15 protein-coding genes are annotated in these 15,586 nt (G+C 29.8%); 7 read left to right on the plus strand and 8 right to left on the minus strand.

The genetic code is table 11. The features are described from left to right. Positions 1–28: 28 nt before the first annotated feature. Positions 29–1,564 carry a hypothetical protein gene (locus ACWJKS_RS09075; protein ID WP_462961009.1) on the minus strand — a complete coding sequence of 512 codons (1,536 nt, stop codon included), beginning with the start codon at positions 1,562–1,564 and terminating at the stop codon, positions 29–31. A gap of 242 nt (positions 1,565–1,806) precedes the next feature. Between ACWJKS_RS09075 and ACWJKS_RS09080 the strand changes: the two genes are divergently transcribed. The 3 genes from ACWJKS_RS09080 (at position 1,807) to ACWJKS_RS09090 (ending at position 4,386) form a co-directional block, all read left to right on the plus strand. Continuing rightward, complete coding sequence (locus ACWJKS_RS09080; protein ID WP_220320181.1) at positions 1,807–2,580, plus strand: hypothetical protein; 774 nt, start codon at positions 1,807–1,809, stop codon at positions 2,578–2,580. A gap of 237 nt (positions 2,581–2,817) precedes the next feature. Continuing rightward, positions 2,818–3,576, plus strand: coding sequence for a hypothetical protein (locus ACWJKS_RS09085; protein ID WP_216303466.1), 759 nt, complete (start codon positions 2,818–2,820; stop codon positions 3,574–3,576). A gap of 153 nt (positions 3,577–3,729) precedes the next feature. Next, on the plus strand, positions 3,730–4,386 hold the full coding sequence (locus ACWJKS_RS09090) for a DUF4489 domain-containing protein (protein ID WP_462961010.1): 657 nt from the start codon (positions 3,730–3,732) through the stop codon (positions 4,384–4,386). A gap of 23 nt (positions 4,387–4,409) precedes the next feature. Here ACWJKS_RS09090 and ACWJKS_RS09095 read toward each other — a convergent pair whose 3' ends face one another. The 3 genes from ACWJKS_RS09095 to ACWJKS_RS09105 form a co-directional block, all read right to left on the minus strand. Then, a complete protein-coding gene (locus tag ACWJKS_RS09095; RefSeq protein WP_462961011.1) occupies positions 4,410–5,558 on the minus strand; it encodes an aminotransferase class V-fold PLP-dependent enzyme in 1,149 nt (382 codons plus the stop codon). A gap of 288 nt (positions 5,559–5,846) precedes the next feature. Then, positions 5,847–6,005, minus strand: coding sequence for a hypothetical protein (locus ACWJKS_RS09100; RefSeq protein ID WP_165412809.1), 159 nt, complete (start codon positions 6,003–6,005; stop codon positions 5,847–5,849). Positions 6,006–6,243: 238 nt separating this feature from the next. Then, entirely contained in the window at positions 6,244–6,873 is a 630-nt protein-coding gene (locus ACWJKS_RS09105) for a hypothetical protein (protein ID WP_216303463.1), read from the minus strand. A 245-nt stretch (positions 6,874–7,118) separates the two neighbouring features. Here ACWJKS_RS09105 and ACWJKS_RS09110 point away from each other — a divergent pair, with 245 nt between their 5' ends. Both ACWJKS_RS09110 and ACWJKS_RS09115 read left to right on the plus strand, forming a co-directional pair. Further along, entirely contained in the window at positions 7,119–7,334 is a 216-nt protein-coding gene (locus ACWJKS_RS09110) for a YwbE family protein (protein WP_165412807.1), read from the plus strand. A 681-nt stretch (positions 7,335–8,015) separates the two neighbouring features. Continuing rightward, entirely contained in the window at positions 8,016–8,198 is a 183-nt protein-coding gene (locus tag ACWJKS_RS09115) for a hypothetical protein (protein WP_165412806.1), read from the plus strand. 165 nt (positions 8,199–8,363) lie between these two features. Here ACWJKS_RS09115 and pulA read toward each other — a convergent pair whose 3' ends face one another. Together pulA and ACWJKS_RS09125 are read right to left on the minus strand one after the other, a co-directional pair. Then, positions 8,364–10,256, minus strand: a complete 1,893-nt coding sequence (gene pulA, locus ACWJKS_RS09120) for a type I pullulanase (RefSeq protein WP_462961012.1) — start codon at positions 10,254–10,256, stop codon at positions 8,364–8,366. A gap of 278 nt (positions 10,257–10,534) precedes the next feature. Continuing rightward, positions 10,535–11,533: a LacI family DNA-binding transcriptional regulator gene (locus ACWJKS_RS09125; protein ID WP_462961013.1), complete on the minus strand. Its 999-nt coding sequence runs from the start codon at positions 11,531–11,533 to the stop codon at positions 10,535–10,537. A gap of 186 nt (positions 11,534–11,719) precedes the next feature. Here ACWJKS_RS09125 and ACWJKS_RS09130 point away from each other — a divergent pair, with 186 nt between their 5' ends. Beyond that, entirely contained in the window at positions 11,720–12,307 is a 588-nt protein-coding gene (locus tag ACWJKS_RS09130; RefSeq protein WP_220286559.1) for a protein kinase, read from the plus strand. 67 nt (positions 12,308–12,374) lie between these two features. Here the strand turns inward: ACWJKS_RS09130 and ACWJKS_RS09135 are convergent, their stop codons facing one another. Then, positions 12,375–12,854 carry a PIN domain-containing protein gene (locus tag ACWJKS_RS09135; RefSeq protein ID WP_462961014.1) on the minus strand — a complete coding sequence of 160 codons (480 nt, stop codon included), beginning with the start codon at positions 12,852–12,854 and terminating at the stop codon, positions 12,375–12,377. A 288-nt stretch (positions 12,855–13,142) separates the two neighbouring features. Between ACWJKS_RS09135 and ACWJKS_RS09140 the strand changes: the two genes are divergently transcribed. Beyond that, positions 13,143–13,331, plus strand: a complete 189-nt coding sequence (locus ACWJKS_RS09140; protein ID WP_165412840.1) for a hypothetical protein — start codon at positions 13,143–13,145, stop codon at positions 13,329–13,331. Positions 13,332–13,378: 47 nt separating this feature from the next. Here the strand turns inward: ACWJKS_RS09140 and ACWJKS_RS09145 are convergent, their stop codons facing one another. Next, on the minus strand, positions 13,379–15,388 hold the full coding sequence (locus ACWJKS_RS09145; RefSeq protein WP_462961015.1) for a YgiQ family radical SAM protein: 2,010 nt from the start codon (positions 15,386–15,388) through the stop codon (positions 13,379–13,381). Between the last annotated feature and the right edge of the window lie 198 nt (positions 15,389–15,586).

A 15,586-nucleotide genomic window follows, 5' to 3' on the forward strand; every position in this document is an offset into this window, starting at 1 on the left:
ATATGAAAATATCTTCTTCATGTGATATCTATCTGACCGGTCTTTTTTTAAAAATTCTATCTACAATTCCTATGTTTTTTTCATATTTTAGATCTTGTTTCAGACCTTCTTTTTCACTAGTTAGTCGCTCTAATTTATTATTCAATTCATTTACTACAACATCTTTGAACATCTTCTGTTTTTTCAACCCTTCGTATTCATTAGTAAGTTGTTCTGATTTATTCTTTAATTCATTTATTACTCTGTCCGTAGATATTTTTTCGATTTTCATTACTTCTAATTTTTTTATAGAAGTCTGTTGTATTTCAGCTATTATATTTAATTTCTCTTCAGCTTTTTTCTTTGCATTTGAAATCTTAAAGAAATTATTATCTGATTCCGCTAGAATTCTTAGTTTTTGCTGATACTTTATTTGTAAATCTATTAGTTTTTTTTCTAAATCTTTGTTAATTTTTTTTAGAGCTAAAATCTCTTCTTGAATATCTAGTTTGTTTTTTTTCGCATTAGAATCTAATTTAGTTTCAGGAGCTACTTTATTTAGTTTTGGAAAGTCATCTCTATAGTCATTATCTTTGCATTGAGGTAATAATAAATTTATTTCAGGAGGATTAGTTCCTATCATATATTTACACTGTATATTACTATGCTTTTTACTTAAAGATAAAAATTTATACAGTGAAATTTCATTGTTTAATTGGGTGTAATCTTTATTCGGTTCACTCCATTGATTTATATATGAAGAAGTTAGAATATTTTTGCCTTCACTCCATATCGCCCAAAGGACTCCACTAATTTCAACTAGCAATAAATTAGTTGGCTTATCACAACCTTCATGAATTTTATAGCTTTTCATTTTTCCATCAGGTTCAATTAATACATGTTCTATAAAATGCAATGATCCCTCTTTAGACAGATTCATTATATTTATTTTATTTAAATATAATAATGAGCAAAAATTAATGCTATTGCCGATAATACCATATAATCTTCTTGGAATACTCCAGTTATTGTTTTTGTATTCTGTGAAATTAATTACTATTTCATTTTTTTCATGCTTAATAAATACTAGGGATAAATCACCATTTTCTAAATTTTGTACCTGGTAATGGCAGAATACCTCTTTTAGAAATGGTATGGTATCTATTGTATTAAATAAACTTTCATTTTTATTTAAGCACAAATGCACTAAAGAACATTGGATTCTCTTTATGCTATTTTTACCAATAAAAAATATATGCATTTGTTCACCAATTGTAATAACATTTAATTCAGTCATCTCATAGCCTTCATTTTCAAAACTATAAATGGTTTTTCCAAACCATTTATTCTGTTCCCATTCGCAATACTTAAGATCACTAGCTCCAACACTATATATAATGTAAATTTTGTTATCTATATCAAAATTAACGGTGAAATCAATAACTTCATTGTCAATTTTGTTTTCCTTAGTCCATTTATTCTCATCATACATAATACTGTACATTAAATTCCTATCATCATTTACATAGAAGCTCCATATATGATCTTCACTATCATAAAATAAACATGGACTACATATCCTCATATTACTCATCTCCTTATAGAAATTATATTTTATTCCAAAGTAATATATGACCTAAAAATTAATATTAAAAGCCATATATAAAGTATTTACATAATATAGTAATAGATAATTTAAAATTAACACTTAGGAACTATTTGTATTACTAAACAAGTATACCAATCACACCTCCTGGATACCTGCATACTATAATATCGAGAACACGCATTAGAAGTGTATCCCTTGACATAAAAGGAGGATGATTTATGGCTATTACTCGTGATGAATTTATTGCAAGACCCGGTATTGTTAACAAACAAGGACACCTTCCTGATCCATCAGAGCTGGTTTGCGTTGAAATTCCAAAAGTTTTTGACCAGTGCCTGATTAAAAGATGTTTAGTTTATGATTGCAGACCGGATACGCTAGATACAGATGCTGAATTAAGAAGTGGCATTCTTGATAATCCAAAAACATTTACAGGATGTAGGGATTTTGATCTAAAGCTTATTTCAGTAGAGAAGATTCCACTAAAGAAAAATCCTAATTATAAGAAAGTAAAAATTTGCTTTGTAATTTCATTTTATGCGGATTTTATAAATTGTAACGGTGAGAGAAAATGCGAGTTTTACAAAATTAATCGTACAGAAGTTATATCAAAATTATATTGTCCAGATTCAATAGCGCAAATATCTACTAACTTTGTGTCTGGTTCATCTCAGGATCTTGATTCTGAAATTGTAAAACTTGAATTGGTTGCAGAATGTTTAGATGGAGCTTTTTGTAAAGATGATGATTGTCACAGTTTTTTAGATATCACTTTAGGATTCCATCTTATTGTAAAATGTGAACTAATTGTTCAATTATTAATTCCTGCATATGGTTATTGTCCTGTACCTTGTCAATGCGAAGAGGAATGTGAAGAAGATTCTTGTGAAAAATTTGATCACGCACCAGTTCCAAAATTCTTCCCAGATCAAAAACTTAGACCTTTATTTGATGATGACTGTGAAGATGATGAAAGTGAAGCTGATAAATAAGTGAATTCTAATAAAAAAACACAAAGCAACTAAAGTTTTTTAAGTGTTGAAATCAAACCTCAGTACAAATGGTAGACGTACTGAGGCTTGATATTGTTTACAGGGTTAGTTCTAAATCTCCATATATAAATTTTAATCAATAAAAATATCATTCACAACTTATAACCACCTGCATACTATAATATAGAGAACACGAATTAAAAGTGTATCACTTAACATAATAAAGGAGGATAATTTATGGCTATTACTCGTGAAGAGTTTATTGCAAGACCTGGTATTATTAACAAACAAGGGCACCTTCCTGATCCATCAGAACTAGTTTGCGTTGAAATCCCAAAAGTTTTTGACCAGTGCCTAATTAAAAGATGTTTAGTTTATTCTTGCGGACAAGATACGGTGGATACAGATGAAGAATTAAGAAGCGACTCCCTTTGTAACCCGAAAATATTTACAGGATGTAGGGATTTTCAACTTAAACTTATTTCGGTAGAGAAAATCCCACTAAAGAAAAATCCTAGTTACAAGAAAGTATTAATTTGCTTTAGAATTTCATTTTATGCAGATTATATAAATTGTAATGGAGAGACTAAATGCGAGTTTTTTGAAATTAATCGTACAGAGGTTATATCGAAACTATATTGCCCAGATTCAATAGCCCAAATATCTGCTAGCTTTATGCCTGGTAAATCAGAGGATCTTGATTCTGAAATTATAAAACTTGAATTGGTAGCAGAATGTTTAGATGGAGTTTTTTGTAAAGATGATGACTGTCATAGTTTTTTAGATATAACTTTAGGATTCCATCTTATTGTAAAATGTGAACTAATTGTTCAATTACTAATTCCTGCATATGGTTATTGTCCTGTACCTTGTCAATGCGAAGAAGAATGTGAAGAAGATGCTTGTGAAAAATTTGATCGCGCACCAGTTCCAAAATTCTTCCCAGATCAAAAGCTTAGACCTTTATTTGATGATGAATGTGAAGATGATGAGTAAGTAAATTCTAGAAAAATTACGAATAATTAGAACATTTATAGGCCTATCTCATATATTGTAATATGAGAATTCTAAGATATCCGACCTCGTAAACAGTACATTTAGAATTCTTTTACTAGATATAACGACTTAAAATTTAGGAGGAATTAATATATGAATTCAATGTCATGTCATTGTAAATCTGAAAAAGAGGATTGCTTTAAAAGAGAAAGAGAAAATGAGGAATGTTGTAAAAGAGACAGAGAAAATGAGGAATGTTGTAAAAGAGACAGAGATAGAGATAGGGATAGAGAAAATGAAGCTGAAATTTTATTAAAGTGTAAGCCTGGAACCGCAGCATCAGTGGCAGCAGCAACTGATGATGAAGTTACTAAAAGACTTGCTACTCTTAGTATAAATACTGAAAGATTTTGTAATCCATGCTTTAAGTTTGAATTTTCAACCAATATATTTTCTACACTACCAAAAGCAGATGATGAAGGTAATGATAAAAAAATGGCAAGTGTAACTGTTAGATTCCAACTATTTAAGCTTTGTAAACGTGATAGAGTTGCAACCGAAGTTGGACCTGAATGGATATTTGATTTATCAAATCCTTCAGACGATTTCCAATTAATGAAGCATGATATTGTTACTTTTATCGTTTGTGATTGTGATTGTGATTGTGATTGTGATTCCGAATGCTGCACCTATTTTGTACAGTCAACTACTACGGGCACACCCGGTGATGATCGTAAGCCCGCAAGCATCACTTTTAACAATCCAACACTTTCAGTTTTAGTAGCAGAAAACAAACGTCATTGCTGCTAGTACTATAACAGATAAAAAAGGCTCTATAAAAAGGGCCTTTTTTCATGTATATCCTTTAAGGCTTTAATAAGTTTTTCAATATCTTCTAAATCATTAAAATATCCTGGACTTATTCTAACTGTGCCATTACGATTTGTGCCAAGTATTTCATGTATTAGTGGTGCACAATGAAACCCGGTTCTCACAGCTATTCCTTTTTTATTTAAGAAATATCCCACTTCAGAAACATCAATATCGTCTATAGCCAAAGAAACTACAGCTCCTCTGTTATTATAATCGCATCCTCCATAAATTTTAACATAAGATAATTTACACAATTCTTTTACTAAATATTCTACGAGCATTATCTCATGTTTTCTTATATTTTCTATTCCGACTTTTCTAATAAACCTTATACCTGCGCATAGGCCTGCTATTGCTGGCGTATTTAAGGTTCCACTTTCAAATCTATCAGGTAAAAAGTCAGGTTGCTTCATAGAAAAGGACTCACTTCCAGTGCCACCTTGAATAAACGAATCCAGCTCAATCCCTTCTCTTATATATAAGCCTCCTGTTCCCTGGGGACCATATAATCCTTTATGACCCGGAAAAGCTAATAAGTCAATATTATCTCGTACTACATCTATTGGGATAACACCAGCACTTTGAGATGCATCAACTACGAATATTATTCCTGATTGTTTCGCGATTTCCCCTATAGCTCTTATATCTTGAACGGTTCCTAATACATTGGAAGTATGGTTTATTATTATTGCTTTTGTGTTTCTACGTATTTTTCTTTTTAAATTATTCATATTCAAATATCCATTTTCATTTACACCAAGAAGGGTAAATGCTATCCCTTTTTCACTTAGATAATTTAATGGTCTAAGAACTGAGTTATGTTCAATTATTGAGCTAATAACATGATCTCCTGACTTTAATATTCCTTTTATACCTATATTCAGAGCCTGGGTAGCATTACATGTAAAAATAATATTTAATAAATCAGGGATGTTGAAGAATTCACTTATCTCTTGCCTGGTATCCATAATTTTAGATGAAGCCTCAACTGCCATATCATGCGAACCCCTACCAGGATTTGCAGCGTAATTCTCCATGCATCTTAACACTTCGGAATAAACTGCCACAGGCTTTGGAAAACTTGTTGCAGCATTATCAAGATATATCATAAAATCCTCCTATTTTGAATATAGCGTTTTATTCTTTATATAGTATAGATATTTTGATATACTTAATAGTATGCTTAATAAAGTGTTAATTTTTTTACCTATCTAATTTTTAACGACATTCCTCCATTTGTAAATTTCAAATTGGATTTTAAACTAATGTATTAAAATAATAACATAAAAAATGAGCCTCTAAAAATAAGAGCTCATTTATTTTAACCATTACTAATTTAATTTTAGTATTATCGTATAAATATATTATCGAAACAAGGTCCCATTAATAATATAATCCTATTTATCAAATAAACCACCAGTTTTTTTAGTGCTCCTTGCTGCTTTTTTTGATTTTCCGATTACTTTATCAGCTCTTGAAAGACCACTTTGCTCAGAACTTTTCTTTTTCTTTTCCTCGATAAGTTTTTTCATCATTTCAATATTATTACTTGACATAAATTTTTCCTCCTTTGGCATCAAATCAAAGAATGTTAGATCCTATAGAATTTATGTTTCAATTCATAATCTCTACATTTTTATTTTCTACACTCAAACTCAACTTGTTGTTTTCCCTACTAATCAGTTTATCTCAATTCTTGTAAAAATTCAATATAATATTGAAAGATAACAATACTTTTTTATTAAAATGCCATTTAGTCTGTAAAATATTTTTAGATTTTCATATACATAGCAATTAATAAGTAATTCTGTTTAACTTAATAAGTACATTTTTATATCCTGGTTTTATAATTTCATTATCATACAAATTTTCATAGGTTGCTTTATCGATATCAAAGGCTAATGCTTTTGAGAAATTGTTTCCGTAAATCTTTTTAATAAACGTCTCAAAATCTCCTTTTATTAATGTATAATGTATTTCATCACAATGATACCCTTTTATATCATTATTCAATTTTTCTATAATTCCATATAATTGATAAATATAGCTCATTTCTTTTAAACTGAAAATTTTATCTAAAGCTACAATAGCTTCAGCATATTTAAAGTTCATAGGTATAGGATAAATACTAATTTTATTCTTATCATCAATTTCTTTCAACATTCTTAAACTTTGAAATAAAGTGGTACATATATCTAATTGAATAATAGCAGCATATTCACTGAGCCTTAAAGATTTACTTTGCTTCTGATGCTCTCTATTTGCTTTTTCAATTTTGCTTTCCCTCTCAATTGCAATATTAGTAGAATTTTTATTTATGAACCAACTAAAAACACCGCCTAAAATAGCGCCAATTATAATGGAGACAGAGGATATAATTGGATTTATAAGATTAGCAGGTATGAATAGTAACGATTTTAGCATTCCTATTTCTCCTTTTTAAAAAAGTATTTTCTACAATATAGTTTCCTTACAAATTAAATTTATTCGTCTACCCTTCTATACTTTTAGTTTATATTCTAATCATTGAAGAATTAACAGGTTGAAATATATTTTGACAAGTAAGAGGTAATTAGGGTATTATTTGTATGTAAAGCTTACAAAAATACGATTTTTACTAGATTAAAAATATACTTTAAAGTAATTTTAATGAAGGAGACTACAAACTCATGAATACACAAAGTGATAACAGAGGACAAATAAGAAATAATATACCAATAGGTATTACAGTAGACGTTGTATTAAAAAAAGACCAAAGAACAACTAAACTAACCAGAGGTGTAGTAAAAAGGTTGTTAACCAACTCTGCAGTACACCCAAGAGGTATAAAAGTTATGCTAGAAGATGGCCAGGTAGGAAGAGTCCAAGCCATTATATCAAAATAAAAACTAATAGTTTGAAGTCAATTTACTATTGTAAATTGACTTTTAACTTTTATTATAGATCATACCCTTGCATTTCTAACCGAAATGATATATAATAATAAAGTTACCTAGTAAAAATAGAATATCTGCAAATACATGCAAAGTCGGATCATTAAAACACTTAGCAAAAGAGAAGACCTGAATTTTAAAATTCCAATTCTTAAATTCTTACCCTTTTCACTCTGAAATTTCTTAATGAATCCTTATTAAAATTATGTTGAATAACGTACTGATAACGCTTATAACATATCCTAATTTGTTTTAGCGGTATTTCAAATCACTCTAAGGAAGCAAAGCAATTAATATTTGTTTCATGTGCTCTCATAGAATAGCAAGGAGGTGTTTATATGAGAAAAGACGAACTAGTTGAAATTACAGAAGATGTAATTAATGAATGTTTAGAATGTTTAGACTAACAACAAAAAAGCAAATCTGTCACTATTGACGTTCTAGTGTAGGTTTCTTTTTTTTATTAAAATACAATTTATAAGTTTTTACTTTAAAGTTATATTATGGAGTATTACCAAGTTCTTAATCTCTAATGAATATTTTAAAATAAATAATGCTATAAATAGAGGAAATTTCTTTTAAGTAGAGAATATGTGTTAGTAGAGAGAATGTAATTAAAAAGGAGTGTTTATAATGTTAACGATTTCTTTTATTAGCGGTGATACGGAACTATTTGATTTAAAACAATCTGAATGTGATCTGTTTAAAAGTTGGTTTTATAATTTTGAAAACTCCAGGCCTCATGAAGTTAATTCTATGGGTAAAAAATATTTGTTTAATAAGAAAGCAATAGCTTATATTGAGATAGAGCCTTAGGTTTTGGTGATATATCAAAGTAATGAATAATTCTTCATATGAATTGGAATAAAATACAAAGACCTGCATTTCTATAAGGATGCAGGTTTTTTGTATATATTAATTATAAACTTACGTATTTTCAGGTTATCCAACAAGACAACCTTTAGGTTTTCTTTTTAATGATTATTTACATAATATATAGGTAGAAAGAGAAGGTACACTTACCTCATTAATACAAGTTTTAATGCCTCTACTTACCCCTGTTTTATCAACTTCATATTCGTTTGCTATAATAGACCATTCTTTAGTATCTGGTAAAATTATTTTTATTTCTTCTTTGTTAGCATTATGAATTATAATTAATTTACTATAACCATCTTTGAATGGGGAAGTTAATTCATAAGCTACACAGTTGCGAGGCGAATCAAGGAATATCAAGGATTCTCTTACTTCACAAGCATTGTCTAAGGTCATAACTTTTTGGCTTTTTCTTAAAGAGATTAGCCCTTTAATATATTCATAGGTTTCTGGGAACTCAGCTTTTCTACTCCATAGTATTTCGTTCACAGCATCACTAGAGTTATAGCTATTATGATTTCCTTGTTTGGTCCTTAGTATTTCTGTTCCACCTTGAATAAAAGGCACTCCTTGAGATGTAAGGACTATAGATAAAGCCAATCTATTCATTTTTTCTCTTTCCAAAGGAGTATTATTAGAATTGCTTTTTTCAAATTTATCATATAAGCATAAATTATCGTGAGCACTTACATAGTTTATTGTTTCTCCAGGATCTTGCGAGAAATCATATATTTCATTGTTATATTGAATGCCACCAACAATCCCCTTTTTAATTTCTACCTCAAGGCCTACCCTACCACTTACAAACCCTGATTGGATACCATCATTATCTCCCTTAATTGCATTTCTTAGAGCATCATTATATACAGACACTTGCATACCCTTTTGGCTACCTTTTCTAAGCTGCATAGAAGATGGTAATGATGATGTTCCCCCTGTCCATGGTTCACCATAAATAATAATATTCGGATTAATAATTTTTGCTTGTAGCGTTACTTCTTTCATTGTATCAATGTCATGAAGCGCCATTAAATCAAATCTAAAACCATCTATCTTGTATTCTCGTGCCCAGAATTTAACACTATCAACTATAAATTTTCTCATCATTGGTTTCTCTGACGCTGTTTCATTTCCACAGCCTGAACCATTAGTATAGTTGCCTTCGCCATCTGTTCTATAATAATAGCCAGGCACCAAGATATCCATTGGTGAGTTACCGGTTGTAAAAGTGTGGTTATATACAACATCCATAATTACGCTGATGCCATTTTCATGCAAAGTTTGAACCATGATCTTAAACTCGCGAATTCGCACAGTACCATCATAGGGATTCGTAGCATAAGAACCCTCTGGAACATTATATAAATAAGGGTCATATCCCCAATTATATCCACCCTTAGTTTCATCCACACTTTTGAAATCAAAAACAGGCATCAAATGAACATGAGTTATTCCTAAATCTTTAAGGTGGTCTAGTCCTGTAACAACACCCTTTGAAGTTTTGGTGTTTTTTTCACAAAACGCTAAGTATTTCCCTTTGTTTTCCATTCCGGAATCTTGTGATACTGAAAAATCTCTAACATGAATTTCGTATATTACTGCCTCGGTTCTATTAATTGGTAAAGGTTTTTTATGATTATCCCAATTAGGGGGATTTAAAGAAGTAAAATCAATAATCATACCCTTTTCACCATTAGCACTTGATCCTTTAGTATATATATCTGGTGTTTCCTTTTCCTCGGAACCATCTGATACTAAATAATTATAGTATTTATTTTTAAAATCACCCTTAAGTTTAAATTCCCAAACTCCTTTTTCTTCCTTGTTCATTTCATATTTTTGTCCTAAGTCATCATCGGGAGTTTCATACACTATTACTACAAGTTTCTGAGCAGTAGGTGCCCAAACCTTAAATGTGGTGTATTCAATAGTATAAACTGCGCCTAAATCATTCCCATAGTATGTTAATTCTGGGTTTTCTAATACTTTTATCATCATCAATCTCTCTCCTTAAAAATCCATTAAATCATCACCTGCAGAGCAGTACATCTTTTTTAAAATGTACTAACGGCGTCAGGAGGATATTTATACTCCAACTGAAGTTCTTTTTTTCTAGGGCAATAAACACCCACATATAAAAATGACGGACTTTATTGTAAAATGCTGTTAGACATTTTATGAAATAGGACATGCGTTTGCATAGGTATAAAACAGAGTAAGTGATTCTTTATTCATAATATGTAGTACGCATGAAAAATAATCCTAAAAAGTTATAGTTATTTAGTTGATTCCCTTTCAACTAATTTTGTCTCAATAATATAATTGTATATTGACTCTTTTTCGTTTTCTAATTTGTTTATTAACAGCTTAACTGCAAAATAGCCTAATTCTCCAGAATTAATATCCACTGAAGATAGCGAGGGCTTTCTATAAGCTGCGAGTGGCGTGTTGTTAAATCCAACAATTGAAATATGACGCTCTGACATTTCACTTATAGCTTTGGATGCACCAAAGGCAATTAAATCATCAGTAGTGACAACAGCTGTAGGGGTAGAGGTATTTAAAATTTTTTTCATAGCATTATAACCACTAATTTCTGTAAACTCTCCTAATTGTACCATATTTCCGTCTATTTCCACTCCGATATTTTTAAGAGCCATCTTGTAACCTTCTAATCTATTTATAGTTACATTAAGCATAGGAGAACCTCCTATAAATGCAATTTTTCTCTCACCCTTTTGTATAAGCGTATTAACAACATTGTACATAGCGTTAAAGTTATCATTATCAACCCATAAGACCCCTTCGGTACTCTCGGGTTTACCTATTACTACGAAAGGATAATCTGCTTCTTTTAAATAAGCAACACATTTGTCATCCTTCCTTACTGTTGGTAAAATAATCCCATCAACTCTTCTACTATTCATTAAACTTGATATGTATTCAACCTCTTGATCTTCATTGCTGCTGTAAGCATACATGATATAATATCCTTTTTTTTGAGCATAGTGACTTATTCCTCTCATAACTTGAATGAAAAAAGGATTAACAAATAAATCTTCATCAGTATTAGGTAAAATAAGTCCTATAGTCTTTGTTGTTTGGCTGACCAGACTTCTAGCTATCGCATTAGGATGATAATTTATTTCCTTCATTGCTTTATAAACCCTATCTTTTGTGGCGTCACTAATTTTCGGATTATCCGCAATTACTCTTGAAACTGTGGATGGCGATACATTGGCTAGCTTAGCCACTTCTTTTATAGTTACAGACATTAAAACTTCACTTCCTAATTTCTAAAAATATTCTATGCTCATTATATTATTAAACATAATATTAATCAAGGCTAGCTTAGTTTATTTTTATTAATGAAATACCTATATTATTCATCTTTATTCAGGAAATATTTACAGGACTTAATCATATAATATAGTAATATCTCTTATAAAGAAGATGCTAATATGAATGAGGACAAAAATTATTATATTCAATTAAATAGTAGGGTTGAAAAAATGATTAGAAAATCAGAATTTTTAGGTTCGGGTCATAATGGAATAGTTTATTTACTTCCAGGCAAAAAAGTAATTAAAATTTTTAAAGATAAGAAAGTTTGTGAGGGTGAATATAATATTCTCATAAAAACTAGAAGAAGTAAATACTTCCCTAGAGTTTATGAACATGGTGCCTACTACATTGTACGAGATTATGCATGCGGAGAGCGGTTAGATAAGTATATCAAGAAGCATGGTATAAACAAAAAAATATCACTCAACATAATCAAACTTATTGCAGAATTTAAGAAGCTTAAATTTAAAAGACTAGATATTAGGTGTAAAGATTTATACTTAACGGATGATTTTTCGATTAATGTAATCGATCCTAAAAACAATTATTCTAAAAATGTAATTTACCCCAGACATCTAATGAAAGGCCTAAACAACTTAGGTGTAGTTGATGAATTTTTATCAACAGTTAGTGATGAAAATCCTGAAATCTATAAGTTGTGGAATCTTAAATTCAAACAGTATTTAGAAGAAACCATTAAATAAGTGAACATCAAAATAGTATAAGAGGCTGTAATCCACTAAAGGAGCAGCCTCTTATATTAGTGTATTATTATAATACATTTAATTCTCTTAACTCATCTAGAAATTCTTGAAAGTTTATTGCCCTTGAAGAATCTAATATAATTTTTGCGCTTCGAATTAGTTTTTTATCATCCGTCACAAGGATGTAGTCTTCATTCTGCTTGCAAATATCAATTAAACTATAGTCATTTATAGAAATTTTATCTCCATTAACTAAATATATATTTTTATTCTGCTCATATTTAATAAAATCACGACCTACACACTCTTCAATAAAAGTATGACCATTATTAGTAACAATATGTCCTAATAATTTTAAAAATTTATTAGAGAGTATAAAGTCTTCATTGAATTTTACATACTCTTTCACTGATAATTCTCCAGCTATATCTTCAGATATTTTAAAATTAATACATTTCATATTTTCAATAGTATCAAGCAAGGTAGGATATTTATTCCACATTTTTATAATTATATTGGTATCCAACAAATACTCTTTACAAATCATTGTACTATCTCCTTTTCTAAGTAAGTCTATATTGAATTTTTAATAAAAAGATATCTGAATCATTAGTTTTATTTATATTATATTCATTAATAATTAAATGGTTAACGACATTTCAGAAGGAAGGTCCTAGCTTCTATTAAATTGTTGCTTCTTAACCTTGATAAATATAAATAATGGCATTATAATTTAAATAGTAATATATAATTTTAAAGAATGCTTAAACAAAAACCTTAATAAATCAAAAATAAATAGGAAGGAGTAGCTGCTTTGCAGCTAATAAATAAAACTATGGAAGTACACATATTTTTAAAAGGTAATAAAAAGGCTGTTATTTACAAAGGCGACAGAATTGATGTTTTAGATTTTGAAATGAATGGAATTAAATATAAGCAAATCAGATATTTTAAAAAGGGTTTCAGTAAAAGTGAACTGGTTGAAGAAGAAAGTATAAGCAAAATAGTTAAAACAGAATTGTAATAAATACCTACATCCACGGCGTGGATGTAGGTATTTATTATAACGTTCTATTTTCTTTTTTTGTTCTTTGCCTTATTTTTATTATCTTGTCTGCTTCCATAATTTGCTCTGTCTTGGGTGCTTAGTGGCTTACTTTTCTTTTTAAAGTTTTTATCTATCGGAGTATCTTTGCTCTTACTTTTTATATTTTTCCCTTTATCTTTGCCATTTTGTTGTTTTGGGTTTATATTTGTGTTATTTAAATGTTCCTTATTTTTTTTGCTTCTTGGTTTTATTAAACACTTAGGTTCATAACCAATGAGATCTTCTCTATTAGCCTCTGTTAAAGCTGATAATACTAAATCATATTTCATAGGATCTTTATATTGAAGCAATGCCCTTTGCATAGCTTTTTCATTTTTAGTTTTAGGTATATGAACTTCTTCAAGGGTATTTGGATCAAGTCCTGTATAAAACATGGTTGTTGATGGTGTTCCTGGAGTTGGATAGAAATCTTGAACTTGTTCAGGTTGGTAATTAGTATCCCTAAGGTATTCTGCTAGTTCTACTGCTGAACTTATTGTACATCCTGGGTGGCTAGACATTAAATACGGGATAAGATATTGTTTTTTTTCTATTTTTTCAGTAGCTTTATAAAATTTTTCCCTGAATTTATCATAAGTTTTACCTGCTGGTTTGCCCATGAATTTTAAAACTTTATGAGAAACATGCTCTGGTGCAACTTTTAGTTGGCCGCTGACATGATTCTTAATAAGTTCATTAAAAAAGGTGTCATTTTTATCTGCCATAATATAATCATAACGCAGCCCTGAACGCACAAAAACTTTTTTAATATCCGGCAATTCTCGAAGCGACCGTAGTAAATTTAAATACTCCATATGATCAACATTTAAATTCTTGCAAGGGCTTGGATGCAAACATTGCTTATCTATGCAAGCTCCTACTTTTAATTGTTTATCACATGCAGGTCGCCTAAAATTAGCGGTAGGCCCTCCTACATCATGAATATACCCTTTAAAATCCTTGAGTTTTGTAATTTGAATTGCTTCTTCTATTATTGAATTTTCACTTCTACTTTGCACAATTCGGCCTTGATGAAAGGTTATGGCACAGAAAGCACAGCTACCAAAACATCCTCTTGAACTAACTAAGCTGAATTTAACTTCCTCTATAGCAGGTATTCCACCGAGCTTTTCATAAATAGGATGATAATTTCTTTCATATGGCAGGCCATAAACAGTATCTAATTCCTCTCTAGTAAGGGGCATTTCTGGTTTGTTTTGCACAAGATACTTATTAGAATGTTTTTGAATTATACCATTTCCCCTAATAGGATCTTGCTGATCATATTGTATTTTAAAGGCTTGTGCATATTTCTTTTTATCTCTGCAGACTTCTTTATATGATTCTATTTCAATGTAGTCACATATATTTTCAATATTATCTACCACATAACATGTTCCAGGTACCTGAGTAATGAATTTTATATCTACACCTTCATTTAATTCTTTTGCAATTTTAACGACTTGTTTTTCTCCCATACCATATATTAACAGGTCAGCTCCACTATCAATTAGCATAGATTTCCTTACTTTGTCACTCCAATAATCATAATGTGCGAAGCGCCTTAAACTTGCTTCTATTCCTCCAATAACAATAGGAACATTTTTATATGCTTCCCTTATTCTATTACAATAAACTATTGTTGCTCTGTCAGGCCTTAGGCCCATCTTTGCACCAGGGGAATACATATCTTTTTCTCTTATTTTTTTACTTACTGTATAATGATTAACCATAGAATCCATATTCCCAGAGTTAACTAGGAATCCAAGCCTTGGTTTGCCTAATTTTTTAAAATCCTCTATATCTTTCCAATCAGGTTGAGCTATTATTCCTACTTTATAACCTTCACTTTCAAGAACTCTTGAAATGATTGCAGTTCCAAAACTATGATGATCTACATAAGCATCACCAGTAACTATAATAAAATCTAATTCAGTCCAACCTCTATCTATAATATCTTTCTTACTAATAGGTAAATATTTATTATCACTCATTACTTCCACCTTCTTTTGCTTTAATCGTGAATCTCAATATATAATTTAAAATATAATTATATCATTCTTTACTATTTAATTCTTTGAAAATAATAAATAACATTAATAATAACATTTCTTATATACTTACGTATAATAAAATATAATGAATTTATCTTAGAAAATTAACATTCGATGAGAATAATAAAAAGGAGAAAA

Source organism: Clostridium sp. CM038 (genome assembly GCF_055081105.1).

What these genes read in the sequence shown, in the direction of transcription:
- ACWJKS_RS09145 (WP_462961015.1), bottom strand. Translation starts at nt 15,388, where the DNA reads ATGAGTGATAATAAATATTTACCTATTAGTAAGAAAGATATTATAGAT.
- ACWJKS_RS09125 (WP_462961013.1), bottom strand. Translation starts at nt 11,533, where the DNA reads ATGTCTGTAACTATAAAAGAAGTGGCTAAGCTAGCCAATGTATCGCCA.
- ACWJKS_RS09130 (WP_220286559.1), top strand. Translation starts at nt 11,720, where the DNA reads ATGAATGAGGACAAAAATTATTATATTCAATTAAATAGTAGGGTTGAA.
- ACWJKS_RS09090 (WP_462961010.1), top strand. Translation starts at nt 3,730, where the DNA reads ATGAATTCAATGTCATGTCATTGTAAATCTGAAAAAGAGGATTGCTTT.
- ACWJKS_RS09135 (WP_462961014.1), bottom strand. Translation starts at nt 12,854, where the DNA reads ATGATTTGTAAAGAGTATTTGTTGGATACCAATATAATTATAAAAATG.
- ACWJKS_RS09095 (WP_462961011.1), bottom strand. Translation starts at nt 5,558, where the DNA reads ATGATATATCTTGATAATGCTGCAACAAGTTTTCCAAAGCCTGTGGCA.
- ACWJKS_RS09085 (WP_216303466.1), top strand. Translation starts at nt 2,818, where the DNA reads ATGGCTATTACTCGTGAAGAGTTTATTGCAAGACCTGGTATTATTAAC.
- ACWJKS_RS09140 (WP_165412840.1), top strand. Translation starts at nt 13,143, where the DNA reads ATGGAAGTACACATATTTTTAAAAGGTAATAAAAAGGCTGTTATTTAC.
- pulA (WP_462961012.1), bottom strand. Translation starts at nt 10,256, where the DNA reads ATGATGATAAAAGTATTAGAAAACCCAGAATTAACATACTATGGGAAT.
- ACWJKS_RS09100 (WP_165412809.1), bottom strand. Translation starts at nt 6,005, where the DNA reads ATGTCAAGTAATAATATTGAAATGATGAAAAAACTTATCGAGGAAAAG.
- ACWJKS_RS09075 (WP_462961009.1), bottom strand. Translation starts at nt 1,564, where the DNA reads ATGAGGATATGTAGTCCATGTTTATTTTATGATAGTGAAGATCATATA.
- ACWJKS_RS09105 (WP_216303463.1), bottom strand. Translation starts at nt 6,873, where the DNA reads ATGCTAAAATCGTTACTATTCATACCTGCTAATCTTATAAATCCAATT.
- ACWJKS_RS09110 (WP_165412807.1), top strand. Translation starts at nt 7,119, where the DNA reads ATGAATACACAAAGTGATAACAGAGGACAAATAAGAAATAATATACCA.
- ACWJKS_RS09080 (WP_220320181.1), top strand. Translation starts at nt 1,807, where the DNA reads ATGGCTATTACTCGTGATGAATTTATTGCAAGACCCGGTATTGTTAAC.
- ACWJKS_RS09115 (WP_165412806.1), top strand. Translation starts at nt 8,016, where the DNA reads ATGTTAACGATTTCTTTTATTAGCGGTGATACGGAACTATTTGATTTA.